At 73.0% G+C, this 23627-nt stretch carries 24 protein-coding genes, 1 tRNA gene and 2 pseudogenes; 16 read left to right on the forward strand and 11 right to left on the reverse strand.

Going from position 1 to position 23627, the window contains the following annotated elements; all coding sequences use genetic code 11:
• The first annotated feature begins 20 nt into the window (after window positions 1-20).
• The 3 genes from ACIRFH_RS17825 to ACIRFH_RS17835 all read left to right on the forward strand — a co-directional run bounded on the left by ACIRFH_RS17825 (window position 21) and on the right by ACIRFH_RS17835 (window position 3119).
• On the forward strand, window positions 21-1226 hold the full coding sequence (locus ACIRFH_RS17825) for a DNA polymerase III subunit delta' (RefSeq protein ID WP_403521540.1): 1206 nt from the start codon (window positions 21-23) through the stop codon (window positions 1224-1226).
• Between the two features lie 94 nt (window positions 1227-1320).
• A complete protein-coding gene (locus ACIRFH_RS17830; protein ID WP_403521542.1) occupies window positions 1321-2928 on the forward strand; it encodes an alpha/beta hydrolase in 1608 nt (535 codons plus the stop codon).
• A gap of 117 nt (window positions 2929-3045) precedes the next feature.
• Window positions 3046-3119: transfer RNA gene (locus tag ACIRFH_RS17835), tRNA-Thr, on the forward strand.
• Between the two features lie 417 nt (window positions 3120-3536).
• On the opposite strand, the pseudogene ACIRFH_RS17840 reads toward ACIRFH_RS17835, so the two are convergent.
• From ACIRFH_RS17840 to ACIRFH_RS17850, 3 genes and pseudogenes are all read right to left on the reverse strand, one after another.
• Window positions 3537-4504, reverse strand: a pseudogene (locus tag ACIRFH_RS17840) (ABC transporter permease); the annotation flags it as partial.
• A gap of 23 nt (window positions 4505-4527) precedes the next feature.
• A complete protein-coding gene (locus ACIRFH_RS17845) occupies window positions 4528-6210 on the reverse strand; it encodes a bifunctional 3'-5' exonuclease/DNA polymerase (RefSeq protein WP_403521544.1) in 1683 nt (560 codons plus the stop codon).
• A gap of 103 nt (window positions 6211-6313) precedes the next feature.
• Window positions 6314-7075, reverse strand: a complete 762-nt coding sequence (locus ACIRFH_RS17850; RefSeq protein ID WP_403521546.1) for a Clp protease N-terminal domain-containing protein — start codon at window positions 7073-7075, stop codon at window positions 6314-6316.
• A gap of 113 nt (window positions 7076-7188) precedes the next feature.
• Between ACIRFH_RS17850 and ACIRFH_RS17855 the strand changes: the two genes are divergently transcribed.
• Entirely contained in the window at window positions 7189-8322 is a 1134-nt protein-coding gene (locus ACIRFH_RS17855; RefSeq protein ID WP_403521548.1) for a DUF2786 domain-containing protein, read from the forward strand.
• A gap of 19 nt (window positions 8323-8341) precedes the next feature.
• Here the strand turns inward: ACIRFH_RS17855 and ACIRFH_RS17860 are convergent, their stop codons facing one another.
• The 4 genes from ACIRFH_RS17860 to rpmB are packed head-to-tail and all read right to left on the reverse strand — an operon-like array spanning window position 8342 to window position 10127.
• Entirely contained in the window at window positions 8342-8893 is a 552-nt protein-coding gene (locus tag ACIRFH_RS17860) for a DUF4232 domain-containing protein (protein ID WP_403521550.1), read from the reverse strand.
• 26 nt (window positions 8894-8919) lie between these two features.
• The gene (locus ACIRFH_RS17865; protein WP_403521552.1) at window positions 8920-9531 is read right to left on the reverse strand and encodes a hypothetical protein; all 612 of its coding nucleotides are present in this window, start codon (window positions 9529-9531) and stop codon (window positions 8920-8922) included.
• A 54-nt stretch (window positions 9532-9585) separates the two neighbouring features.
• Window positions 9586-9891 (reverse strand): 30S ribosomal protein S14, encoded by a 306-nt coding sequence (gene rpsN, locus ACIRFH_RS17870; RefSeq protein ID WP_403521554.1) that lies wholly within the window; start codon window positions 9889-9891, stop codon window positions 9586-9588.
• On the reverse strand, window positions 9891-10127 hold the full coding sequence (gene rpmB, locus ACIRFH_RS17875) for a 50S ribosomal protein L28 (protein WP_403521556.1): 237 nt from the start codon (window positions 10125-10127) through the stop codon (window positions 9891-9893). Before rpmB ends, rpsN begins: the two co-directional genes overlap by 1 nt.
• 61 nt (window positions 10128-10188) lie before the next feature.
• Between rpmB and rpmG the strand changes: the two genes are divergently transcribed.
• The 5 genes from rpmG to ACIRFH_RS17900 all read left to right on the forward strand — a co-directional run bounded on the left by rpmG (window position 10189) and on the right by ACIRFH_RS17900 (window position 12577).
• Complete coding sequence (gene rpmG, locus ACIRFH_RS17880) at window positions 10189-10353, forward strand: 50S ribosomal protein L33 (protein WP_044382365.1); 165 nt, start codon at window positions 10189-10191, stop codon at window positions 10351-10353.
• Between the two features lie 8 nt (window positions 10354-10361).
• Window positions 10362-10616, forward strand: a complete 255-nt coding sequence (locus tag ACIRFH_RS17885; protein WP_403521558.1) for a type B 50S ribosomal protein L31 — start codon at window positions 10362-10364, stop codon at window positions 10614-10616.
• Window positions 10613-11773 carry a CobW family GTP-binding protein gene (locus ACIRFH_RS17890; protein ID WP_403521560.1) on the forward strand — a complete coding sequence of 387 codons (1161 nt, stop codon included), beginning with the start codon at window positions 10613-10615 and terminating at the stop codon, window positions 11771-11773. Before ACIRFH_RS17885 ends, ACIRFH_RS17890 begins: the two co-directional genes overlap by 4 nt.
• 5 nt (window positions 11774-11778) lie before the next feature.
• Window positions 11779-12012 (forward strand): 30S ribosomal protein S18, encoded by a 234-nt coding sequence (gene rpsR, locus ACIRFH_RS17895; protein WP_403521562.1) that lies wholly within the window; start codon window positions 11779-11781, stop codon window positions 12010-12012.
• A 295-nt stretch (window positions 12013-12307) separates the two neighbouring features.
• Complete coding sequence (locus ACIRFH_RS17900) at window positions 12308-12577, forward strand: DUF397 domain-containing protein (RefSeq protein ID WP_077799099.1); 270 nt, start codon at window positions 12308-12310, stop codon at window positions 12575-12577.
• Window positions 12578-12672: 95 nt separating this feature from the next.
• Here the strand turns inward: ACIRFH_RS17900 and ACIRFH_RS17905 are convergent, their stop codons facing one another.
• The gene (locus ACIRFH_RS17905; protein ID WP_403521564.1) at window positions 12673-13173 is read right to left on the reverse strand and encodes an ATP-binding protein; all 501 of its coding nucleotides are present in this window, start codon (window positions 13171-13173) and stop codon (window positions 12673-12675) included.
• 356 nt (window positions 13174-13529) lie between these two features.
• Between ACIRFH_RS17905 and ACIRFH_RS17910 the strand changes: the two genes are divergently transcribed.
• From ACIRFH_RS17910 to ACIRFH_RS17935, 6 genes are all read left to right on the forward strand, one after another.
• Window positions 13530-14354, forward strand: coding sequence for a helix-turn-helix domain-containing protein (locus ACIRFH_RS17910; RefSeq protein ID WP_403521700.1), 825 nt, complete (start codon window positions 13530-13532; stop codon window positions 14352-14354).
• 75 nt (window positions 14355-14429) lie between these two features.
• Window positions 14430-15890, forward strand: a complete 1461-nt coding sequence (locus ACIRFH_RS17915) for an aldehyde dehydrogenase family protein (RefSeq protein WP_403521566.1) — start codon at window positions 14430-14432, stop codon at window positions 15888-15890.
• A gap of 146 nt (window positions 15891-16036) precedes the next feature.
• On the forward strand, window positions 16037-16678 hold the full coding sequence (locus tag ACIRFH_RS17920; RefSeq protein WP_403521568.1) for a PadR family transcriptional regulator: 642 nt from the start codon (window positions 16037-16039) through the stop codon (window positions 16676-16678).
• 77 nt (window positions 16679-16755) lie between these two features.
• Window positions 16756-17697 carry an ATP-binding cassette domain-containing protein gene (locus ACIRFH_RS17925; protein ID WP_403521702.1) on the forward strand — a complete coding sequence of 314 codons (942 nt, stop codon included), beginning with the start codon at window positions 16756-16758 and terminating at the stop codon, window positions 17695-17697.
• The gene (locus ACIRFH_RS17930; RefSeq protein WP_403521570.1) at window positions 17694-18455 is read left to right on the forward strand and encodes an ABC transporter permease; all 762 of its coding nucleotides are present in this window, start codon (window positions 17694-17696) and stop codon (window positions 18453-18455) included. Before ACIRFH_RS17925 ends, ACIRFH_RS17930 begins: the two co-directional genes overlap by 4 nt.
• Before the next feature lie 479 nt (window positions 18456-18934).
• Window positions 18935-19696 carry a MerR family transcriptional regulator gene (locus tag ACIRFH_RS17935; RefSeq protein ID WP_403521572.1) on the forward strand — a complete coding sequence of 254 codons (762 nt, stop codon included), beginning with the start codon at window positions 18935-18937 and terminating at the stop codon, window positions 19694-19696.
• 69 nt (window positions 19697-19765) lie between these two features.
• On the opposite strand, the pseudogene ACIRFH_RS17940 reads toward ACIRFH_RS17935, so the two are convergent.
• Window positions 19766-20113, reverse strand: a pseudogene (locus tag ACIRFH_RS17940) (YbjQ family protein); the annotation flags it as partial.
• 132 nt (window positions 20114-20245) lie between these two features.
• Here ACIRFH_RS17940 and ACIRFH_RS17945 point away from each other — a divergent pair.
• Entirely contained in the window at window positions 20246-21172 is a 927-nt protein-coding gene (locus ACIRFH_RS17945) for a DedA family protein (RefSeq protein ID WP_403521574.1), read from the forward strand.
• A gap of 121 nt (window positions 21173-21293) precedes the next feature.
• Here the strand turns inward: ACIRFH_RS17945 and ACIRFH_RS17950 are convergent, their stop codons facing one another.
• Together ACIRFH_RS17950 and ACIRFH_RS17955 are read right to left on the reverse strand one after the other, a co-directional pair.
• Window positions 21294-23006, reverse strand: coding sequence for a threonine/serine exporter ThrE family protein (locus tag ACIRFH_RS17950; protein WP_403521576.1), 1713 nt, complete (start codon window positions 23004-23006; stop codon window positions 21294-21296).
• Window positions 23007-23119: 113 nt separating this feature from the next.
• Complete coding sequence (locus ACIRFH_RS17955) at window positions 23120-23611, reverse strand: inorganic diphosphatase (RefSeq protein WP_006132604.1); 492 nt, start codon at window positions 23609-23611, stop codon at window positions 23120-23122.
• Between the last annotated feature and the right edge of the window lie 16 nt (window positions 23612-23627).

Here is a 23627-nt window from a genome sequence, read left to right on the forward strand (position 1 = left end):
ACGGAAGGACGGCGTGACCCATGACCGTGTGGGACGACCTCGTCGGACAGGAGAAGGTGAGCGAACAGCTCGCCGCCGCCGCCCGGGACGCCGACGCCTTCGTCACCGCCGCCGCCACCGACGGCCCCCTCCCCGAGGCGTCGAGCATGACGCACGCGTGGCTGTTCACCGGCCCGCCCGGTGCGGGGGTGACGCAGACGGCGCGGGCCTTCGCCGCCGCGTTGCAGTGCGTGAGCCCCGACCGCGCCCTCGGCGGCGTCCCCGGCTGCGGATTCTGCGACGGATGCCACACGGCACTCGTCGGCACCCACGCGGACGTCAGCACGGTGACCGCCGTGGGCGCCGAGATCCTGGTGAAGGACATGCGCGACACCGTCCGCAAGTCGTTCACCTCGCCGGCGAACGGCCGTTGGCAGATCATCCTCGTCGAGGACGCCGAGCGGCTGAACGAGAAGTCCGCCAACGCCGTCCTCAAGGCCGTCGAGGAGCCCGCCCCGCGGACGGTCTGGATGCTGTGCGCCCCGTCCGTCGAGGACGTCCTGCCCACGATCCGCTCCCGCTGCCGCCACCTGAACCTGCGCACGCCGTCGGTCGAGGCCGTCGCCGACATGCTCGTGCGCCGCGAGGGCGTCGAGCCGGACGTCGCCGCCGCGGCGGCGCGGGCCACCCAGGGCCACGTCGACCGGGCCCGCCGCCTGGCCACGGACCCGGCTGCCCGAGAGCGCCGGGCGGCCGTGCTGAAGCTGCCGCTGAGGGTCGACGACATCGGCAGCGCACTCAAGGCCGCGCAGGAGTTGGTGGACGCGGCGGCGGCGGATGCCAAGGAACTCGCCGAGGGGATGGACACCAAGGAGACCGAGGAGATGAAGGCCGCCCTGGGAGCGGCCCAGGGCGGTCGCCTGCCGCGCGGCACGGCGGGTGTGATGAAGGATCTGGAGGAGAACCAGAAACGCCGCAAAACGCGCACACAACGCGACAGTCTCGACGTCGCCCTGACCGATCTCACCACCTTCTACCGTGATGTCCTGGCCCTTCAGCTCGGCTCCCGCGTGGCGATCGCCAACGCCGACTCCATGGACGTCCTGGAGCGCCTCGCCCGCGCCGGCTCGCCGGAGTCCACCCTGCGCCGCATCGAAGCGATCACCGCCTGCGCGGAGGCACTCGACCGCAATGTGCCGCCGCTGCTCGCGGTGGAGGCCATGACGATGGCGCTCAGATCGGGCTGACGAAGTACACCGACGGCGGTTGACCGGGGAACTCGTTCGAGGCACGGAGAGTACTTTAAGCGTTCGCATGGTCGCGGAGAGTTACGCTCGCAGGATGGAGACAAGGCGCACCCATCGCAGGACCCGTACCGGAACCACGCTGCTCGCCGCCGCGCTGCTCGCCACCGCCTGTTCGGCCGGGAGCGCCTCGACATCGGCCGGTCCGGCGGCCGCGGAGGAGGCGGCCGGAGCGACCAAGGCGGTGCAGGCGACCCTGGCCGCGCTGCCCGAGCCCACGCCGTCGTCGCTGGCCCCGTACTACGGGCAGAAGCTGAGCTGGCGCGACTGCGGCGTCCCCGGCTTCCAGTGCGCCACGATGAAGGCGCCGCTCGACTACGCGAAGCCGGCCGAGGGGGACGTACGCCTCGCCGTGGCGCGCAAGAAGGCCACCGGCCCCGGAAAGCGGCTCGGCTCGCTGCTGGTGAACCCGGGCGGGCCGGGCGGCTCCGCGATCGGCTACCTCCAGCAGTACGCCGGGATCGGGTACCCGGCGGAGGTCCGTGCCCGGTACGACATGGTGGCGGTCGATCCGCGGGGCGTGGCCCGCAGCGAGCCCGTGAAGTGCCTCGACGGGCGGAAGATGGACGCGTACACGCAGACGGACGTCACCCCGGACGACGCGCGGGAGACCGACCGGCTGGTCGGCGCCTTCAAGGGATTCGCCGAGGGCTGCGGAGCGGCCGCGCCGAAACTGCTGCGCCACGTCTCGACCGTCGAGACGGCCCGGGACATGGACATCCTGCGGGCGGTGCTGGGCGACCGGAAGCTGACGTACGTCGGCGCCTCGTACGGCACGTTCCTCGGGGCGACGTACGCCGGGCTGTTCCCGAGCCGGGCGGGGCGCCTGGTCCTGGACGGCGCGATGGACCCGTCCCTGTCCGCGCGCCGCCTGAACCTGGAGCAGACGGAGGGCTTCGAGACGGCGTTCCGGTCCTTCGCGAAGGACTGCGTGCGCCGGTCCGGCTGCCCCCTCGGCGGGCCGGGCACGTCACCCGACCAGGTGGGCAGGAACCTGAAGGCGTTCTTCGACGACCTGGACGCCGAGCCCGTCCCCACCGGCGACGCCGACGGCCGCAGGCTCACCGAGTCCCTGGCCACCATCGGCGTGATCGCGGCGATGTACGACGAGAGCGCCTGGCAGCACCTGCGCGAGTCACTGACGTCGGCGATGAAGAACCACGACGGCGCCGGCCTGCTGGCCCTGTCCGACAGCTACTACGAGCGCGAGGCCGACGGCGACTACAGCAACCTGATGTCCGCCAACGCGGCGGTGAACTGCCTGGACCTCCCGGCGGCCTTCTCCTCCCCGGACGAGGTGCGCGCCGCGCTGCCCGAGTTCGAGAAGGCGTCCCCGGTCTTCGGCGAGGGCCTCGCCTGGTCCTCCCTGAACTGCACGTACTGGCCGGTCCACCCCACGGGCGAGTCCCACCGCATCCGGGCCGCCGGTGCCGCCCCGATCGTCGTGGTCGGCACCACCCGTGACCCGGCCACCCCGTACCGCTGGGCCCAGGCCCTGGCCGGCCAGCTCTCCTCCGGCCGCCTCCTCACCTACGAGGGCGACGGCCACACCGCGTACGGCCGCGGCAGCACCTGCATCGACTCGGCGATCAACGCCTACCTGCTGCGCGGCACCCCGCCGGCGAAGGGCAAGCGCTGCTCCTGACGCGCCCTGCCTGCTCCACCCGCCCCGGAGGCCCGGCCTCCGGGGCGGGTGCGAAGCACCCCCGGAAACTGTGTAGACTTACCGTCGTTGCTGATCGCACCATGGTGCGCACAGCGCGCCGCCTTAGCTCAGATGGCCAGAGCAACGCACTCGTAATGCGTAGGTCTCGGGTTCGAATCCCGAAGGCGGCTCAACCGGAACCCCAGGTCACATTTCCCGTGCCCTGGGGTTCGCTGTTGCTCGGGGCGTGACGTGTCACACGGACGGGACGCCGTGGGACCGCTCGCGTGAGCGATGCGCGAGCGGAGGGGGACCGGCCCCGCTCCGACGATCATCGGGTGGCCGGGCTCGGGCACGGGCAGGACCACCCCGGTGACCGGCCGGTGCGACCCGGGAGCCATGGCGCCGATCCGCCGGGGACAGCGCGGGGACTCTCCTGGCATCGATCCGGGCGCCGCGGTCCCACTCGTCGACGTCTGTGCCTCTCGGGCTCGCAGGGATCGGTCGATGCCTCTCCGGTGGGGCTGTTCGCGCATGCCCGCCGGCTCCACCGGCCGGGTGCGCAGGGCGAACGACGCGGGCAGAGTGGCCGAGAGGACCGCGAGCACGGCGCCCGGCAGCCGGGCGGGCAGCCAGGCCAGCAGTCGGGTCAGCGGCCGCACCAGAACCAGCGCGAGCAGGGCGGTCGCCACGATGAGCAGCATCGGCTGGGTGATGTACGTCTTGCGCTTCAGCACGTCGCCGGGGTCATCCACCAGCGCCGTCACCAGCAGGCCGAGGCCCGTGAGCAGCACGGCGACGGCCACCAGGCGGCGGCTCCACGGCATCGTGCCGCTGTCGACGGCGGACCCCCGCAGCGCCGCCGTCGGGCCGGTCCGGCCCGCGCGGAAGGACGCCACGACGACGCCGCACAGGGCCACCGTCAGGCCGGTCCAGAAGGCGACATGGAGCGGCCAGGTCTGCTCGCCGATCCGGAACCAGGCCGGGGCGATGCCCTGTCCCGTCATCCACGAGGTGAGCCGCGGCGCGGCCCACCGGCCCAGCCGGCACCTCGTGCCCGATGCGAGCACCCCGATCACCAGGGCCTCCGCGCAGACCATGCGCCGTACCTGACCGGGCGTCGCGCCCGCCGTCCGTAGGAGGCCGAACTCCCGCCTGCGCTGCGCCACCGCGAAGGTGAACGTCGAGGCGACCACGAACACCGACACGAACGCGGTGATGCCGGCCGCGGTGCCGAGCAGGGCGTTCACGGAGACCAGGGCCTCCTTGTCGCGGTCCGGGGCGGGGTCGGCGCGCCGCCGGTCGTCGCCGGTGAGGACGGCCATGCCCGAGCCGGTGCCGAGCACCGCGCGGACGGCCGCCGGGTCGGCGTCCACCGTCACCCGGTCGATCCGCGGTGACAGGCGCGCGGCCTCGGCGGCGGTGAAGAACACCGCCGACTCGAAGCCGGCCGCCGGCACCGTGCCGACCACGGTGCGGGTGCCGGCGCCCTCGGGCGTGACGATCCGGATCCGGGCCCGGCGCGCACCTGCGCGCCGGGCCCGGTCGTGACGACGACCTCGCCGGGCGCCACGGGGCACGAAGCGGCGCCGTACGCGCTCACTTCGCGTCCGCGTAGCACTCCACCACCGCCGTCGTGAACGGGAACCGCACCGGTGTCCGCCCGAAGGTGAGGTGCCCCGCCAGGTCGGCCGCCTCTCGGATCGCCGCGACGACCGTGTCGGCCTCCTCCCGCGGACAGTGCACGATCACCTCGTCGTGCTGGAAGAAGACCAGCTCCGCCGCCATGTCCGCACAGGCCCGCCGCAGCGCGGCGAGCATCAGCAGGGCCCAGTCGGCGGCGCTGCCCTGGACGACGAAGTTGCGGGCGAAGCGGCCACGCGCGCGGGCGTCGGTGGATGTGTGGCCAGGGACCCGTTCCTGCGTACCGGGGCCGTCCTGGGGAATGCCCGCCTCCTCGGCGGGATCGTCGCCGGACGTCCCGGCCGCCGGCGGGCAGGTGCGCCCCAGCCAGGTCCGCACGAGCCGGCCCTCCTCGCCCGCGCGGGCCGCGTCGTCGACGTAGGCCACCGCCCTGGGGAAGCGGCGCCGGAGGGCGGCGAGGTTCTTCAGGCCGTCGCCGGAGGTCTGTCCGTACACCGCGCCGAGCACGGCGAGTTTGGCCTGGGCGCGGTCGCCGGAGAAGGCGCGGTCGGACACCGCCTGGTAGAGGTCGCTCTCCCGGCCGGCCACCTCCATCAGCCCGGGGTCGCGGGAGATCGCGGCGAGGACGCGCGGTTCCATCTGGTCGGCGTCGGCGACGACGAGGCGCCAGCCCGGGTCGGCCACGGCGGCCCGCCGGATCACCCTGGGGATCTGCAGCGCGCCCCCGCCGTTGGTCACCCAGCGTCCGGTGACGGTGCCGCCGGCGAGGAACTCGGGGCGGAAGCGGCCGTCGCGCACCCAGTCCTGCAGCCAGGACCAGCCGTGGGCGACCCGGATCCGGTACAGCTTCTTGTACGCGAGCAGGGGCTTCACGGCCGGGTGGTCGACCGATTCCAGCTCCCAGCGGCGGGTGGAGCCGACCTTGATCCCGGCCCGGGCGAACGCCTTGACGACGTCGGCGGGCAGGTCGGGCCGCACCCGGTGCCCGAACGCGGCGGACACCTCCTCCGCCAGCTCGGCCAGGCGGCGCGGCTCGCCCCCGCCCGCGTACCGCTCGCCGAGCAGGTCGTGGAGCACCTCGCGGTGCACGTCGGCCCGCCAGGGCAGGCCGGCGCGGTTCATCTCGGCGGCGACCAGCGTCCCCGCCGACTCGGCCGCCGTCAGCAGCCGCAGCCGGTCGGGGTGCGCGGACCGGTCGTGGCGGCGCTGCTGCTCGGCGTAGACGGCGAGGAGGTCGTCCAGGGGCAGGTGCGCGTCCTGCGGTTCGAACAGCGGGGACTGCGCGCCCGGTGCGGCGGACCGCTGGGGCGGGTCGGGCGGCACGGGGCCGCCGCGCAGGCGGGCGAGGGCCGCGGCGGCCGAGCGGGGCTGCCCGTAGCGCCCCTCGTGGCCGAGCAGGAGGGTCTCGGCGGCCTCGATGTCGTAGCACCGCTCCACCCGTACCCCCGCGGCGAGCAGGCGCGGGTAGACCTCCGCGGTGGACCGCCACACCCACCGGGCGACGTCCGGCCGGGCGCGTACGGCCTCGGCGAGGCCGGGCTCCCGTCGCACCGGTCCGGCGGGCAGCCCGTCGGGGCCGAGGGGGGCGACGTCCACGCCACCGTCCTCGGCCACGGCGAGCGCCCATCGGTCGGCCATGCCGCGAGTGTGACAGGGGGGTCTGACAACGGCCCCCGGGCGGGGAGCGCGGTTCGGGCGCCGGCCCTGTTCAGGAGCCCTTGCCGCGGAAGCGGCGACGGGCTCAGTCGCCCGCTGCCCCGGCTGTCCCCCGGTCCGGTTCCTCGGCCGTCTTCAGGAACCGGGCCAGCGTCTCGGTGACGTACCGTTCGACCGCCTCCTTGCCGATGCCGAGGCCGCTCAGCACGCCCTCGCCGTGCTCGTGCTCCAGCAGGGCGAGCAGGATGTGCTCGGTGCCGATGTAGTTGTGGCCGAGGCGCAGGGCCTCGCGGAAGGTGAGCTCCAGGACCTTCTTGGCGGCCGGCCCGTAGGGCACCAGTTCCGGGACCTCCCCGGCGGCCGGCGGGAGCGCCGCGAGGGCCGCCCGGCGGACCGCGTCGAGGGGGACGCCCTGCTGGGCGATCGCCTTGGCGGCGAGGCCCTCGCGCTCGGTGAGCACGCCGAGGAGCAGGTGCTCGGGCAGGCCCTCGGTGGCGCCCGCGGCCACGGCCTCGTTGTGCGCGGCCATCACCGCGTTGCGCGCGCGGGGCGTGTAGCGGTTGAAGCCCTGGCTCGCGTCGAGGTCGGCCGACTCCTTGGGCACGAAGCGCTTCTGCGCCGCCTGCCGCGTGACGCCCATGCGCCTGCCGATGTCGGTCCAGGACGCGCCCGAACGCCGGGCCTGGTCCACGAAGTGGCCGATGAGGTGGTCGGCCACCTCGCCGAGGTGCTCCCCGGCGATGACGGCGTCCTGGAGCTGTTCGAGCGGCTCCGCGTGCGCCTTCTTGATGGCGTTGATGAGTTCGTCGAGACGGACGGATGACGTGATGCTCGAATTCGTCGTCATGTGTCAACCGTAGGTTGCGCCCCCCGCGCTGTCAACCGATGGTTGACAGTGCTCTTCCGTGCGGGCGGGGCACGCCGCGGCCCGGTGTCCGGGGGCCGTGGCACCATCACCGGGTGAGTACGTCCAGCACCGTCGACCGTGCCTTCGAAGCCGCCCTGTACGACACCGCCGACACCGCCCTCGACACCGCGGCCTCGCTGCTCGCGGCCGATCCGGCGGCGGATGCCGAACTGGCCCGGCGGGGCGAGGAGTTCGTGACCACGGCCTGGCGGCGCGGCTGGCAGCCCGCCGACCTCGTGCGGATCGTGCGGCGCGAACTGGACGACGTGCACGTCCGGCTGGTGGCCGCGCTGATCCGGGCCCAGGCGGCGCACGACCGGCCGCGCGGTCCCCGCTGGGCCGCGCAGCTGGACGGCCTGCCGGACCGTGCGGCGGCGCCCCGCACCGACCGCTTCTCGCACGCCACCGCCGTACTGGAGCTCTACCGCCTGCTGCTGCGCCTGCCCGTGCTGGAACCGCTGGAGGCGGGGACGCCCCGTCAGGAGCACCGGCCGGAGTCCCGCGCCCTCGCCCGCATCCGCGCGCTGCTCGCCAAGGCGGAGGCGACGGGCTACCCGCAGGAGGCGGAGGCGCTCAGTGCCAAGGCGCAGGAGCTGATGGCCCGGCACAGCGTGGACGAGGCGCTGCTGTCGGCCCACGCGCCCTCGCCCGACGCGCCGGGCGCCTGCCGGATCGGGGTGGAGCCGCCGTACGAGCAGGCCAAGGCGGTGCTCCTGGACGCGGTGGCCGAGGCCAACCACTGCCGGGCGGTGTGGAACGAGGCCTTCGGTTTCTCGACCGTCGTCGGTTTCGAGACCGACCTGGAGGCGGTCGAGCTCCTCTACACCTCCCTGCTGGTGCAGGCCGAGACCGCGATGACCGGGGCGGAGGCCGCCCAGCGGGCCGGCGGGCGCAGGCGGACCAAGACCTTCCGTCAGTCCTTCCTCGCGGCCTACGCCCATCGCGCGGGCACCCGGCTGAGGGCCGTCGCCGAGCGGACGGCCGCCGGGGCCGGCGCGGCGGACGCCGATCTGCTGCCCGTACTCGCATCCCGCCAGGTCGCGGTCACCGACCGTCTGGAGCGGATGTTCCCGGAGACGACCACGACCCGGCTGCGGGGCGTCGGCGACGCGGCGGGCTGGACGGAGGGCACCCGCGCGGCCGACCGGGCCCAGGTCGGCCGCCGGCGACCACTGTCCGGGCAGTGACCCCGGGCGGTCGCGCCGGTCAGTCCCCGGCGGGCTGGAACGCGCTCACCGTGGCGTCCGGCGCCCCGCCCTCCGTCGCCACCTCGCCGTACGACCACGGGATGCGATGGGTGGCGGCGTCACCGGGCAGGGCGAACTGTGCCGACCGCACGGCGAGGCCGTCGGCGCCGCCGCGGACGTAGGTCAGGGTGAAGGTGGCCGTGCCGTCCGCGGCGAGGTCCAGCCGCTGAGCGGTGGCGGCCTCGTCCGCGGGGACCTCGGCCGGGGCGGCGTCGGAGGAGCCGTCGGCGGTGAGGGTGACGGCCGGGAAGCCGTCGAGCGTGCACGCCGGGCCCTGGTTGGTGAGGTTCACGGCGACGGTGCCCGTGTCCCCGGCGGCCGGTGCGGGGCTCGGCGCGAACTCCACGCCCATCTCCCCGATCCGGCAGGCGGCGGGGCCGCGGTCGCCGGTACCGCCCTTGTCGGCATCGTCGTCACGACTGCCGCTGCCGCTACCGCCGCCGCAGGCGGTGAGGAGGAGGGCCGCGGTGACGGCGGCCGTCGCGAGGGCGGCCGACTTGGTGGTGCGCATGGGCGTGGTTCCTTCGTGGATGCGGTTCAGGACCCCAGACCGGCCGTCGGCAGTCCGGGCGGCAGCGTACCGCCCTCGGACCTGGTGTACGTCTCCTCGCCCACGGCGCCCCGCCACTTCACCTTCAGCGACGTCGCGTCGACCGACTCGACCGTCCCGTCCACCCGGTCGTCGCTGCCGTCGGTGCACTTCAGGCGGATGGTGCGGGTGCCGGACGCCTCGCCCGCGGTGCCGCTGCACACGGACCCGCCCGTGGCGAAGAGGGCGGCCTTGTCGCCGGTGACCATCAGGGCGACGGCGTGGCCGTCGGCGGCCGCCAGCCAGCTGCCCTCCAGCTCACCGGCGGCGGACGGCGAGCCGCCGCCGCTACCGCCCGTGTCCGCGCCCGTCGAGGCGCTGGGCGCGGCCGAGGGGGTGCCGCCCTTGTCCGAGCCGCCGTCGGAGCCGCCGTCGTCGCTGCACGAGGTCAGCGTCAGCGCGCCCACCAGGGCGACGGCCGCGGCGGCCGCCCGGACGGACCGCCGCGCGGGGCCGCGGACGCCACCGGGGCCGTCCACGCGGGCAGGCGCACGAGCCGCGTCCGCCGCGTCCGCCGTGTGTGCCGTACTCGTCGTGCTCCGCGCAGTCACCAGTGTCACCGCAAGCTCCAAGCTGTTGCCGGACGGCCGGGTGGGCCCCACGTCAGCCGCAAGCTACCAGGACGACTTGCGCACCCCCGGCAGATGTCCGGCATGTGCCTGCTCGCGCAGATTCACCCGGGACAGGCCGAAGGCGCGGAAACAGCCGCGCGGGCGCCCGTCGACCTGGTCGCGGTTGCGCACCCGCGTGGGGCTCGCGTCGCGGGGCTGACGGCGCAGCTCCCGCCGCGCGGCGAGCCGTTCGGCCTCGGTGGACGACGGCCTGCGGACGACCTCCTTGAGTTCGGACCGTCGCGCGGCGTACCGCGCGACGGTCTCCCGCCGCTGCTCGTTCTTCGCGATCTTGCTCTTCTTCGCCATCAGATCCGCACCCCCCGTGCGCGGATGCGCGCCACGGCCGCCTCGACGCCGATCGCGTCGACCGTCCTGATCGCCTTCGTGCCCAGCCGCAGCCGCACGTGCCGGCCCTCGCTCGGGAGCCAGTAGCGCTTCGTCTGGATGTTGGGGTCGAAGCGGCGCGAAGTCCGCCGGTGGGAGTGGGAGACGCGGTTGCCGAAGCCCGGCCGGGCGCCGGTCAGCATGCAGTGCGCGGACACGGTGACGTACCTCTCGTCGGATTCAGCTATTAATGGAATTCATTTTCAGTAAGGTACCAGCATGGCACGCAACGAACTCCGTCCGGTCATCAAGCTCCGGTCCACCGCCGGGACCGGCTTCACCTACGTGACCCGCAAGAACCGCCGCAACGACCCGGACCGCCTGACGCTGCGCAAGTACGACCCGGTCGCCGGCCGCCACGTCGACTTCCGAGAGGAGCGCTGACCGCCGCCATGCGCAAGGGAATCCACCCGGAGTACCGCCCGGTCGTCTTCCGCGACCGCGCCGCGGGCCACGCCTTCCTCACCCGGTCCACGATGACCGGCGACCGGACGGTCGAGTGGGAGGACGGCCGCACCTACCCGGTCGTCGACGTCGAGACCTCGAACGTCAGCCATCCCTTCTACACCGGCACCGCCCGCGTCCTGGACACCGCCGGACGCGTGGAGCGCTTCGAGCGCCGGTACGGGAAGCGGGGCGGGGCGTGAGCCGGCGGGCGGACCTGCCGGTGGTGGTCGTCGGCGGGCTGCACGCCGACGCCCGCCGCGCCGCCGTGGCGCGGCTGCTGGCCGACGTGCCCGGCTGTGTGGTCCTCCACCACGACCTGGCGACGGCCACCGCGGGCACGGTCGTGCGCACCGTCCGGGACGCCGGCGGCGTCCTGTCCGCCGGCGAGGCCCCCCTCGTCGACGACTGCGCCTGCTGCGCCCTGCGCGAGGACCTCGTCCCCGAGCTGGAACGGCTGGCGGACGCCGGGGGCACCCCGCTCGCCGTGGTCGAACTGTGGGACTCGGTCGAACCCAGGGCGATGGCCGAGGCGGTGACGGCCGGCGGCTTCACCGTCACCGGCGTGATCACGGCCGTCGACCCGGCGCTGGTCCTGCCGTACCTCGGCAACGGCGACGACCTCGCGGAGGGCGGCCTCGCCGCCGCGGCCACCGACCGGCGCACCGTCGCCGACACCTTCGCGCGCCAGCTGGAGTACGCCCCCGTCCTCGCCGTCGCCGACTCCCCGGAGGCCGACGACGAGGACCGCGAGCTGCTCTCCCAGCTGCACCCGACGGCCCGCCGGGTCCCGATCGGCCACGGTGACCCGGCGGGCGCCCCCTCCGCCCTGGCGCGGGAGGCGCTCGCCGGCTTCGACGTGGAGGCCGCGGCGGCCGCCCAGCACCCGGCCTGTGCACTGCTGCCCGCGGAGGCCGACGCGCACGGCGTCGCCACCTTCGTCTGGCGCCGGCACCGTCCCTTCCACCCGGGGCGGCTGTACGCGGCGCTGGAGGACCTGACCTGCGCCGCCGCCCGCAGCCGGGGCCGGTTCTGGCTCGCCGACAAGGCGGACGCGCTGCTGCACTGGGACGCCGCGGGCGGTGCCCTGTGCGTGGAGAGCGCGGGGCCGTGGCTCGCGTCGCTCCCCGACGCGGCCTGGGAACTGGTCCCGCCCGTGCGCCGCGCCGCCGCCGCCCTGGACTGGCACCCCGAGCACGGCGACCGCTGCCAGCACCTGGTCTTCACGTCGCCCGGACTCGACCGCGACGGCCTCGAACGGCTCCTGGAGTCCTGCCTGCTGACCGACGCCGAGTACGCCGCCGGGCGCGATGCCTGGCGGCGGCTGCCGTCCGCCTTCGACACCCTCCTGGAGGCCTGACCCCCATGCCCCGCACGAGCGACCGCAAGCCCGCCGGGCACCGGCCCGATCCGCCGGCCCGGGACGGGGTGACGTACATCGACTACAAGGACACCGACCTGCTGCGGAAGTTCCTCTCCGACCGCGGCAGGATCCGCAGCCGTCGCGTCACCCGTGTGACGGCCCGGCAGCAGCGGCAGCTCTCCCGGGCGGTCAAGAACGCCCGGGAGATGGCGCTGCTGCCGTACGCGGCGCGCTGACCGGCGGCGTCCTCGGCGGCACACCGACGACACCGGGGACCGATCCGACGGATCGGTCCCCGGTGTCGTCGCATGTTCTCCCGAATCCGGGGCATACGCGGGAACGACTTCTTCGGAGCGGGCGTCAAAAGGGGCAAGGGCTTCGGTGAAGCGGCCGTCAACGCTGTAACCACGGGAACACCGCGCGTGCACGTGCATTTGCTCAGGCAGATGCACGCGAACGGAGTTATGATCCGGACCAGTTGACCACTGCATCAATGGCCACACCAGCCAGTGCACCACCGGGGAGCGACCTGTGGACCACGACGTGTACGACGTTGACGACGCGTCCGGCGTGTACAACGGCATGGCCGCCACGCAGCTGCACGACGTGGCCTGGCAGAAGAGCCGGCACAGCAACTCGCAGGGCTCCTGCGTGGAGTTCGCGCGACTGCCCGACGGCGGCGTCGCCGTGCGCAACTCCCGCTTCCCCGACGGTCCCGCGCTCGTCTACACGCGCGCCGAGATCGAGGCCATGCTGCTGGGCGTCAAGGACGGCGAGTTCGACCACCTGATCGCGAGCTGACCGCGGGCCGATCGCTGCCCGACCGCGCCCGGACCGGCGCGCGGCCACGACGCGGGGGTGTGGCGCGGGGCATGGCGCGGGGAGCCCGCGGACGGTCAACCGGCGGACCGCTGGAGCCGGAACAGCGCCCAGACGACCTTGCCCTCCAGCGCGCCGGCGAGCGGGTGCCAGCCCCAGCTGTCGCTGAAGGAGTCGACGAGGAACAGGCCGCGGCCCGACTCCGCCGAGAAGTCGTCGGTGTCCCGGGTGACCGGGCTGTCGTGACTGGGGTCGCGCACCGCGCACACCAGTCGCTCGGTCCAGCGCATCAGGTGCAGCCGTACGGGACCGTTCTGGTCGGCCGGTCGCGGGGTGTCGGCCGGCAGCGCGTGCCGCAGGGCGTTGGTGACCAGCTCGGACACGACGAGGCAGACGTCGTCGAAACGGTCGCTCATCTCCCAGCCGTCGAGCGTCCTGCTGGTGAACCGCCGAGCCTCGCGCACGGCCTCGTAGCGGGGCGGCAGGGCGCAGGAGGCGGCGTTGGAGACGGCCGAGGGGTCGAGTGGGGGAAGGCCCTGCCGTAACGGCTCGAGCATGGTCGATCCATTCGTCCCCATGCGAGGCACTCCCGGGAGTTCGCGGTCGTAGCGATGCGGCGCGGTGGTGCGGGACCATGGTTTCGGATGCGTTCCGCAGATGCAAGGGCAGATGCACGTGCACGTGACCGAAATGGACCTGCCCGTGCCGCTTGTTGGGCAATTTTTCCGTCATCTTCGCGTCCCCTTCACTTCGTATCGGGAGTTGGCGGCGCCAACACCCCTGCCGTTCCCGCGCGTTCCCTCCGGCTCGATTCCGTTTCCGTAACCGGACGAGTACAGCTCGGAGTGTTTTAGTGGCAGACTTCGGCCCTTGGAGACGGCTGGGGAGGCTGGCGAACGTGAGCGCGGGAGAGCCCGGATCGGTGGTGCGGCGCATGCTGCTCGGATCACAACTCAGGCGACTGCGTGAGACGCGGGGGATCACGCGCGAGGCGGCGGGCTACTCGATCCGCGCCTCGGAATCGAAGATCAGCCGGATGGAACTGGGCCGGGTGAGCTTCAAGACGAGGGACGTCGAGGACCTGCTGACGCTGTACGGCATCACGGACGAGCAGGAGCGCGCCTCCCTGCTCGCCCTGGCCAAGGAGGCCAACGTCGCGGGCTGGTGGCACAGTTACTCCGACGTGCTGCCCAGCTGGTTCCCCACCTATGTGGGCCTGGAGGGCGCGGCGTCGCTGATCCGCGTGTACGAGGTGCAGTTCGTCCACGGCCTGCTGCAGACCGAGGAGTACGCCCGTGCGGTCGTCCGGCGCGGCATGAAGGGCGCGAGCGAGGCGGACGTCGAGCGGCGGGTGGCGCTGCGCCTGGAGCGGCAGAAGCACCTCGTCGCCGAGAACGCCCCCGAGTTCCACATCGTCCTGGACGAGGCCGCGCTGCGCCGCCCGTACGGCGGTCGCACGGTGATGCGCGGCCAGCTCCAGCACCTGATCGACATGTCCGAACGCCCCAACGTGCGGCTCCAGGTCATGCCGTTCGGCTTCGGCGGACACTCGGGTGAGAGTGGCGCGTTCACGATCCTCAGCTTCCCCGAGTCCGACCTCTCGGACGTCGTGTACCTGGAGCAGCTCACCAGCGCCCTGTACCTGGACAAGCGCGAGGACGTCACCCAGTACGAGACGGCGCTGGGGGAGCTCCAGAAGGACAGTCCGGGGCCGGACGAGAGCCGGGACATCCTGCGGGGTCTCCTCCAACTCTCCTGAAACATAAGTACGATGACGCCCCATCAGGCGGCTCGCCGGCGGCGGCTGCGGCAGCTATGGGGATTGAGGGATCACATGTCGTCGTACTTCACCGACCTCGCCCAGCAGTACATCGACGGCGAGTGGCGTCCGGGCACCGGTTCCTGGGACATCATCGACTTCAACCCGTACGACAACGAGAAGCTGGCCTCGATCACGATAGCCACCGTCGACGAGGTCGACGCCGCGTTCCGGGCGGCCGAGCGTGCGCAGAAGAAGTGGGCGGAGACGAATCCGTACGCGCGCCGCGCGGTGTTCGAGAAGGCGCTGCGGCTCGTGGAGGAGCGCGAGGAGGAGATCAGTGAGGCGATCGTCGCCGAGCTGGGCGGTACGCGCCTGAAGGCCGCCTTCGAGCTGCACCTCGCCAAGGAGTTCCTGCGCGAGTCCGTCCACCTGGCGCTGCGTCCCGAGGGGCGGATCATCCCCTCGCCGGTCGACGGCAAGGAGAACCGCGTCTACCGGGTGCCGGTCGGCGTGGTGGGCGTCATCAGCCCCTTCAACTTCCCCTTCCTGCTCTCCCTGAAGTCGGTCGCCCCGGCCCTCGCCCTCGGCAACGGCGTCGTCCTCAAGCCGCACCAGAACACGCCCGTCGTCGGCGGCACCCTGGTCGCGAAGCTCTTCGAGGACGCCGGACTGCCGGGCGGTCTGCTCAACGTCGTGGTCACCGACATCGCGGAGATCGGCGACGCCTTCCTGGAGCACCCGGTCCCGAAGGTGATCTCCTTCACCGGCTCGGACGCGGTGGGCCGCCACGTCGCCACGGTCTGCGCCGCGCACTTCAAGCGCTCGGTGCTCGAACTGGGCGGCAACAGCGCCCTGGTGGTCCTCGACGACGCCGACGTCGACTACGCGGTCGACGCCGCCGTCTTCAGCCGCTTCGTCCACCAGGGCCAGGTCTGCATGGCCGCCAACCGCGTGCTGGTCGACCGCGCGGTCGCCGACGAGTTCACCGAGAAGTTCGTCGCCAAGGTGAAGTCCCTCAAGGCCGGCGACCCCCGCGACCCGTCGACGGTCATCGGCCCGGTGATCAACTCCTCGCAGGCGGACGCCCTCACGGGACTCGTCGAGCAGGCGCTCGCCGAGGGCGCGACCGCCCTGGTGCGCGGCACGACCACCGACAACCTCGTCACACCGTCGGTCCTGACCGACATCCCGGCCGGCTCCGCGCTGCTCCGGCAGGAGGTCTTCGGCCCGGTCGCCCTCCTCGTCCCCTTCGACGGCGAGGAGGAGGCCGTGCGCCTGGTCAACGACACCCCCTACGGCCTGAGCGGCGCCGTGCACACGGCGGACGTCGAGCGGGGCGTCGCGTTCGCCAAGCGGATCGACACCGGCATGTTCCACGTGAACGACGGCACGGTGCACGACGAGCCGATCGTGCCCTTCGGCGGCGAGAAGCACTCCGGGATCGGTCGGCTGAACGGCGACACGATGCTGGACGCCTTCACCACGCAGAAGTGGATCTCGGTCCAGCACGGCCGGAGCGGGTTCCCGTTCTGACGTTCCGAGTGCCCTGACGGTGCCGGGTACCCCGTCGGCGGACACCCGTGCGGCCGCGCGCCGGACGGGGGTCCGCCGGGCATCCCCTCGCGGAGGCGAGGGGCGGGCCGCACGAGCCGCCCCCGCCCGCGCCTAACCTGGACCCCATGTCAGTGATCCGTCTCCTGGTGCTCGGCGCGGTGCGGCAGCACGGGCGGGCCCACGGCTACCAGGTGCGCAACGACCTGGAGTACTGGGGCGCGCACGAGTGGTCCAACGCCAAGCCCGGCTCGATCTACCACGCGCTCAAGCAGATGGCCAAGCAGGGGTTGCTGCACGCGCACGAGATCGCCCCGTCGACCGCCGGCGGCCCGCCGCGCACGGAGTACGAGATCACCGAGAAGGGCACCGAGGAGTACTTCGCCCTGCTGCGGGAGTCCCTCACGGCCTACGACCAGAAACCGGACGTGCTCTCCGCCGGGCTCGGCTTCATGGTCGACCTCGGCCGCGAGGAGGTGCTGGCCCTCCTGGAGGAGCGGATCCGGGCCATCGGGGAGTGGCGCGAGTCCGTCACCACGTACTACACGCCCGAGGACGGCCCCGGTCAGCTCGGTCACATCGGCGAGATCATGAACTTCTGGGTGCACTCCGCCGACACCGGAGCCGAGTGGACCCGCGCGCTCGTGGAGCGCATCCGCGGAGGCGCGTACACCTTCGCGGGCGAGGGCGAGCCGTTCGTCGGCGTCCTGGCGGAGGGCGAGGAGAACCCGTACGCGACGGGGGACCGGCATCCCGAGGACGCCGACTGATCAAGTTTGACTAAGAGGAGGAGCGGGGATTATCTTCCCGCATCAAGTAGTCAAATTTGACTAACAAGGGAGGCGCAGTGGCCGACGCGGCGATCACCGTCGAAGGGGCACGCAAGAAGTACGGCGGCAAGAACGCGCTGGACGGGCTCGACCTGACGGTCACGCGGGGCACGGTGCACGGGGTGCTCGGTCCCAACGGCGCGGGCAAGACCACCCTGGTCCGGATCCTGTCCACCCTGCTGCGGCCGGACGCGGGCCGGATCGAGGTGGCCGGCCACGACGTCGTCACCGACGCGTACGCCGTACGGCTGCGCATCGGCCTGCTCGGCCAGCACGCGGCACTCGACGAGGAACTGGGCGGCCGGCAGAACCTGGAGATGTTCGGCCGCCTGCACCACCTGGGCGCCCGGCGGGCACGCGCGCGCGCCGGCGAACTGCTGGAACGCTTCGGCCTCACCGACACCGGACGCAAGCCGGTCGGCGTGTACAGCGGCGGCATGCGGCGCCGCCTGGACCTCGCGGCGTCCCTGATCACCGACCCGGAGGTGCTCTTCCTGGACGAACCGACCACCGGACTCGACCCGCGGGGCCGCGCCGAGGTGTGGGACTCGGTCCGCTCCCTGGTCGGCGGCGGTACGACGGTCCTGCTCACCACCCAGTACCTGGAGGAGGCCGACCAGCTCGCCGACCGCATCTCGGTCGTCGACGCCGGCCGGGTCGTCGCCGACGGCACGGCGGACGAACTGAAGGCCGCCACCGGCGGCGACCGCATCGACGTCGTCCTGCGCGACGCCGGCCGACTGGAGGCCGTCGTCGCCCTGCTGCCGCTCACCGGCGTCCGCGTCGACCCCGACCGCCGGCTGCTCAGCGCGCCGGTCACCGACCGCATGGCGGCGCTCTCCGGCGTCGTACGGGCGCTGCGGGAGGCCGGGATCGAGGCCGAGGACGTGGCCCTGCGCCGGCCGACCCTGGACGAGGTGTTCCTGCACCTCACCGACCACACCGAGGAGGCCGCGTGACCGCCTGTGCCCTGACCGACTCCTGGACCATGACCCGCCGCGAGCTGGCCCGCTGGGCACGGCAGCCCGTCACGGTCGTCGTCAACCTGGTCTTCCCCGTCATGCTGCTGCTGATGTTCGGTCACCTGGTCGGCGGCGGCCGGGGGGTGAGCGGCGACTACGTCGACTACCTGGTCCCCGGGATGCTGGCGCTCACCATGGCCTTCGGCCTGGAGGGCACCATGATCGCCGTCACCCGGGACCTCGACAAGGGCGTCATCGACCGCTTCCGCTCGCTGCCGATGGCCGACGGTGCGGTGCTGGTGGGCCGTTCCGCCGCCGACATGCTCCAGTCGGCGGCGGGGCTCGTGGTGCTGACCGCGGTCGGGTACGCGCTCGGCTGGCGCGCCCACGGCGGGGCCGGCGCGTTCCTGGGCGCGATGGGCCTGCTCCTGCTCCTCCGGTTCGCCATGCTGTGGATCGGCATCTTCCTGGCCCTGGTGGCGGGCAAGCCCGAGCTCGTGCAGGCGGTGCAGATCCTGGTCTGGCCGGTCGGCTTCCTCTCCAACGCCTTCGCCGCACCGGACTCCATGCCCGGCTGGCTGGGCACGGCCGTCGAGTGGAACCCCATGTCCCAGACCGCCACGGCCGTCCGCGACCTGTTCGACGGCCCCGGAGGGGAACCCGGGCACCTCTGGGCGGCCGTCGCCTGGCCGCTGGCCCTGCTCGCCGTGTTCTTCCCGCTGGCCGTACGCGGGTTCGCGCGCCTGAGCCGGTAGGCCCTGGTGCCGCGGCGGGCGACGTTCGCCCGGTGAGGAGCGGCGTCCGGTGCGTGCTCCGGGGGTCCCCCCGGCCGGAGGCTGGGGGAGTGCCGGCCGGAAGCCCCCGTACTGGACGTACGCGGGCTTCCGTCCGGTGCGGCGAGTGGGGGCACCCCCTTCGAGGTGCGTGCCGGGCGTCGCGACGGGGCGAACGCCGCCTGCCGCGGCACTAGTGGTGGAAGCCGGTCGCCGCGCCCTTGCCGTGGGTCAGGGGGTGCTGCTGCCGCTCCAGGTCGGCCATGAGCAGGCCGGCCATGTCGGCCGAGAAACCGTTGCGGGGTTCGCGGCGAGCCGGCGTCGGCGGGCGTCCTCGCGGGGCGGGTGGCGCCCGTGGTGCAGTGGCATGCGTCCGACGGTAGGTCCGGACCGCGCACCCGGGCTTGCACCTCACGTCACGTGAGGGGGCAGCGTGGACGGCGTCACAGAAGGGAGCGGAAGTGAGCTACTCCGTGGGACAGGTGGCCGGCTTCGCCGGGGTGACGGTGCGCACCCTGCACCACTACGACGACATCGGCCTGCTCGTACCGAGCGAGCGCAGCCACGCGGGCCACCGGCGTTACAGCGACGCCGACCTCGACCGGCTGCAGCAGATCCTGTTCTACCGCGAGCTCGGCTTCCCGCTCGACGAGGTCGCCGCCCTGCTCGACGACCCGGCCGCGGACCCGCGCGCGCACCTGCGCCGCCAGCACGAACTGCTGACCGCCCGGATCGAGAAGCTGCAGAAGATGGCGGCGGCCGTGGAGCACGCCATGGAGGCACGCAGCATGGGCATCAACCTCACGCCCGAGGAGAAGTTCGAGGTCTTCGGTGACTTCGACCCCGACCAGTACCAGGAGGAGGTGCAGGAACGCTGGGGCGACACCGACGCCTACCGCCAGTCGCAGCAGAAGGCCGCCTCGTACACCAAGGAGGACTGGCAGCGCATCCAGGACGAGGCCGACGAGCTCACCCGGCGCTTCGTCGCGCTGATGGACGCCGGTGAGCCCGCCGACTCCGAGGCGGCCATGGACGCCGCCGAGGACCACCGGCAGGGGATCGTCCGCAACCACTACGACTGCGGGTACGAGATGCACACCTGCCTGGGCGAGATGTACGTCTCGGACGAACGTTTCACGCGAAACATCGACGCCGCCAAGCCGGGCCTCGCCGCCTACATGCGCGACGCGATCCTCGCCAACGCCGCCCGGCACACCTCCTGAGCGGTGGGGGGGGGGGGGGGGGGGGGGGGGGGGGGGCCGCCCCCCCCCCCCCCCCCCCCCCCCCCCCCCCACCGCCGTCCCGTACGCGCACACCTCGGTGCCCACGTCCGCCGCCTCCGTCACGTCGAAGCGGAACGCCAGCACCGCGTTGGCACCCCGCGCGCGTGCCTGCTCCACGAGCCGCTCCATGGCCTGGTTGCGGGTCTCGACGAGGGTCTTGGTGAGCCCGCGCAGCTCACCGCCGACCAGCGACTTCAGCCCGGCACCGATCTGGCTCCCCAGGTGCCGGGAGCGTACGGTCAGTCCGAAGACCTCCCCGAGCACCTCCTGCACCCGGTGGCCGGGCAGGTCGTTCGTGGTCACGACGAGTACGTCGGGCTGAGGGCCCTGTCCGCCGCCGTATTCTTCAATGCCCATGGTTCACAGGGTTCCCCGGCCGGGCGCACAGCGCACCCCTTGGATCTCCGTGGAACCTGGGCCCCGACGGCCGCGTTGATACGTTGGGGCAGCCAGACCCCAGCCCACCCCCAGTGCAGGAGCCACAATCCCGTGACCACGCTTGCGCTCGGCCCCGAGTGGCTGAGCCCGGACTACCTGATCGAGACCTTCAGCCTGGCCGGCATCCTGCTGATCGTCTTCGCCGAGTCCGGACTCTTCGCGTTCCTGCCCGGCGACTCGCTGCTGTTCACCGCGGGCCTGTTCGTCGCCCAGGGGCAGTACATCAGCCAGCCGCTGTGGCTGGTGTGTGCCCTGATCGTCGCCGCCGCCGTCCTCGGCGACCAGGTGGGCTACATGATCGGCAAGTTCCTCGGCCCCAAGCTCTTCAGTCGGCCCAACTCCAGACTCTTCAAGCAGGAGAACCTGGAGAAGGCCCACGAGTTCATGGAGAAGTACGGCCCCAAGGCGATCGTCCTGGCCCGTTTCGTGCCGATCGTGCGCACCTTCGCGCCCATCGTGGCGGGCGCCGGCCGCATGAAGTACCGAACCTTCCTCACGTACAACGTCATCGGCGGCGTGGCCTGGGGCACGGGCGTCACCCTCGCGGGCTACTGGCTGGGCCAGATCGAGTTCATCCGCACCAACGTCGAGGCGATCCTCGTCCTGATCGTCCTGGTCTCGGTCGTCCCGATCGGCATCGAGTTCCTGCGCGAGCGCGGAAAGAAGAAGCGCGCCGCCGCGGCCGCCCCGCCGTCGGCCCCGCAGCAGCCCCAGCAGCCCCAGCAGCCGCAGTACCCGGTCATGGACGACGCGACGACCCAGCTCCGCCGCGTGGACCCGTACCAGCAGCCGCAGCAGCCCCACCAGCAGTACGACCAGCAGTACGACCAGGGCTACGGGGACCAGCAGCCGTACGACGGGCAGCAGCCGTACGACGGCCGGCAGCAGCCGTACGCGCAGCAGTACCCGCAGGGCTACGGCCGGCAGCCCTACGGCGACCAGCAGAGCGGCCAGTACCCGTACGACCAGGGGCGCTGAAGCGCTCCGCAGGGGCGCGGGGCCGCATCGACGTGCGGCCCCGCCGTGCGGGCGCGACCAGCCCGCACCGGGCCTGCGGCCGCCCGCGCTCCCGCGGCCCCGAGCTCGTGGGCACCCGGCGCTAGAAGCCCCGCGTCCGCTTGGCCGCCCGCCGGCCCGCCGCGCTCGCCGCCCCCGGCACCTTCAGGAACAGCCGCGAGATCTCCCCGCCGAGATTCACCCCGATGGCGATGGCCATGGCGAGCGCCACCGCCTTCGACAGCGACAGCAGCCCCGCGTCCACCTCGCTCTGCGAGATCGCCAGCAGCCCGAAGTACGTCGCCGAACCGGGCAGCAGCGGACCGATCGCCGCGGTCGTGTACGGCAGCGCCGACGCGAACCGGTACCGGGACATCAGCTGCCCGAACAGGCCCACCAGTCCCGCCGCGGCGGCCGTGGAGGCCACCGGCGAGATGCCGCCGGCGACGTGCATGGCGCCGTACACGCACCAGGCGACGCCGCCGTTCAGGGTCACCGCCAGCACGGTGGACCGCTCCTGCTGGAGCAGGATCGCGAAGGCCAGCGACAGCAGCATCGACGCGAAGATCTGCACGACGGGCTGGTCGCCCGTGCCCAGCGCGGCGTCCGGATTGAGCTCGGCGCCCAGCTGGACGCCGAAGTACAGCACCACCAGCACCCCGCCGACGATGCTGACGAAGAAGTACATGACCTCCAGCAGACGCGCGGCGGCCGTGATGTAGAAGCCGGTCAGACCGTCCTGCACGCCCGCGACCAGCGCCCTTCCCGGCAGCAGGGCGAACAGGCCACCGGTGATGACCGCGGACGCCTTCACGTCGACGTGCGTCAGCGTCAGCGCGATGCCGATCGCGGCCGGCGGCATCGCGGCCACCGCGAACTGGTAGAACTCCGGCAGCCCGCGCCCCGCGCACAGCCACGCCAGCCGGTCGCCGAGCATCGCGCCGAACAGCGCCGCGAAGAACACGATCACGTCACCGCCGACCAGCAGCGAGGCCGCGCCGGCCAGCGATCCGCTCGCCGCGGTCAGGACCCAGGTCGGGTACGGGTGCCGGTTGCGGCGGATCTCCGCGAGGCGCCGGTAGGCCTCCTCCAGGGAGATGTGCGTGTCCGGGTCGCTGAGGTCGTCCACCAGCCGGAACACGGCCGCGAGCCGTGTGTAGTCGGTGCCCCGGCGGCGCACCGTCCGCGACGCCGTCACCGGGTCCTCGACCAGGGACGGCTGGTGGGAGATCGACAGCAGCGTGAAGGTGACGTTCGGCTCGCAGCGGTCCAAGCCGTAGGAGCGGCAGACGGCGAACATCGCCGCCTCCACGTCCTCGGCGCCCTCACCGCCGGCCAGCAGCAGCTCCCCGATGCGCAGCGTCAGGTCGAGCACGCGCGGCACGGCGGGGCCCGCTTCGTCGTCGTGCCGCTGCGCCGTCTCCGGCGCGGGCCGCTCGGCCACCGGCATGCGCAGCATCAGGCGCATCCGGTCCTGCCACGGCACGTCCTTGGTCAGGCTCACCGCCGGGAACCCGCTCGCCGGGGTGAACGCGGCCGGCGCGCTCCACGCGCTGTACGTGCTCGGCGTGCTGAACGCCGACCCCTCCGACTCGGCGGGCGGCGCCGGAGTCACGTCCAGCCCCTCCGGCAGCGCGAACTCCGACGTCGTCTCGGACTCCGAACCGGTGGGCCGCGGGACGGCCAGCCCCTGGGGGATCTCGAACTCGGACGTCGTCGACGACTCGCCGTCGGACGACGCCGCGACCCCCTGGGGCTGCCGGAAGGCGCTGTGCGCCTCGTCCGACTGCGGCTTGCGGTCCTCGGCCTCCGTCACCTGCGTAACGCTCCCTGGTACGAACACACCCTCCTGTAACCCTCAGTATGCGCACCCAAACGTGAACGGGCCGCACGCTCTCGCGTGCGGCCCGTGACGAGAGGGGCGCTGCCTCAGTGGCCGCCCTGCTCCTTGAAGCGCTTGTAGGACCGCTCGATCTCGGCCTCCGCGTCGACACGGCCGACCCAGTTGGCGCCCTCGACCGACTTGCCCGGCTCCAGGTCCTTGTAGACCTCGAAGAAGTGCTGGATCTCCAGGCGGTCGAACTCCGACACGTGGTGGATGTCCCGCAGGTGCTCCACCCGCGGGTCGGTCGACGGCACGCACAGCAGCTTGTCGTCGCCGCCGGCCTCGTCGGTCATGCGGAACATGCCGATCGCGCGGCAGCGGATCAGGCAGCCCGGGAAGGTCGGCTCGTCCAGGATGACCAGCGCGTCCAGCGGGTCGCCGTCCTCGCCGAGGGTGTTCTCGACGAAGCCGTAGTCGGTCGGGTAGGCGGTCGAGGTGAACAGGCGGCGGTCCAGGCGGATACGACCGGTCTCGTGGTCCACCTCGTACTTGTTCCGCGAACCCTTCGGGATCTCGATCGTGACGTCGAACTCCACCGGACGCTCCTCCATG

It is taken from the genome of Streptomyces sp. NPDC093586, assembly GCF_044764905.1.
Classification (GTDB): domain Bacteria; phylum Actinomycetota; class Actinomycetes; order Streptomycetales; family Streptomycetaceae; genus Streptomyces.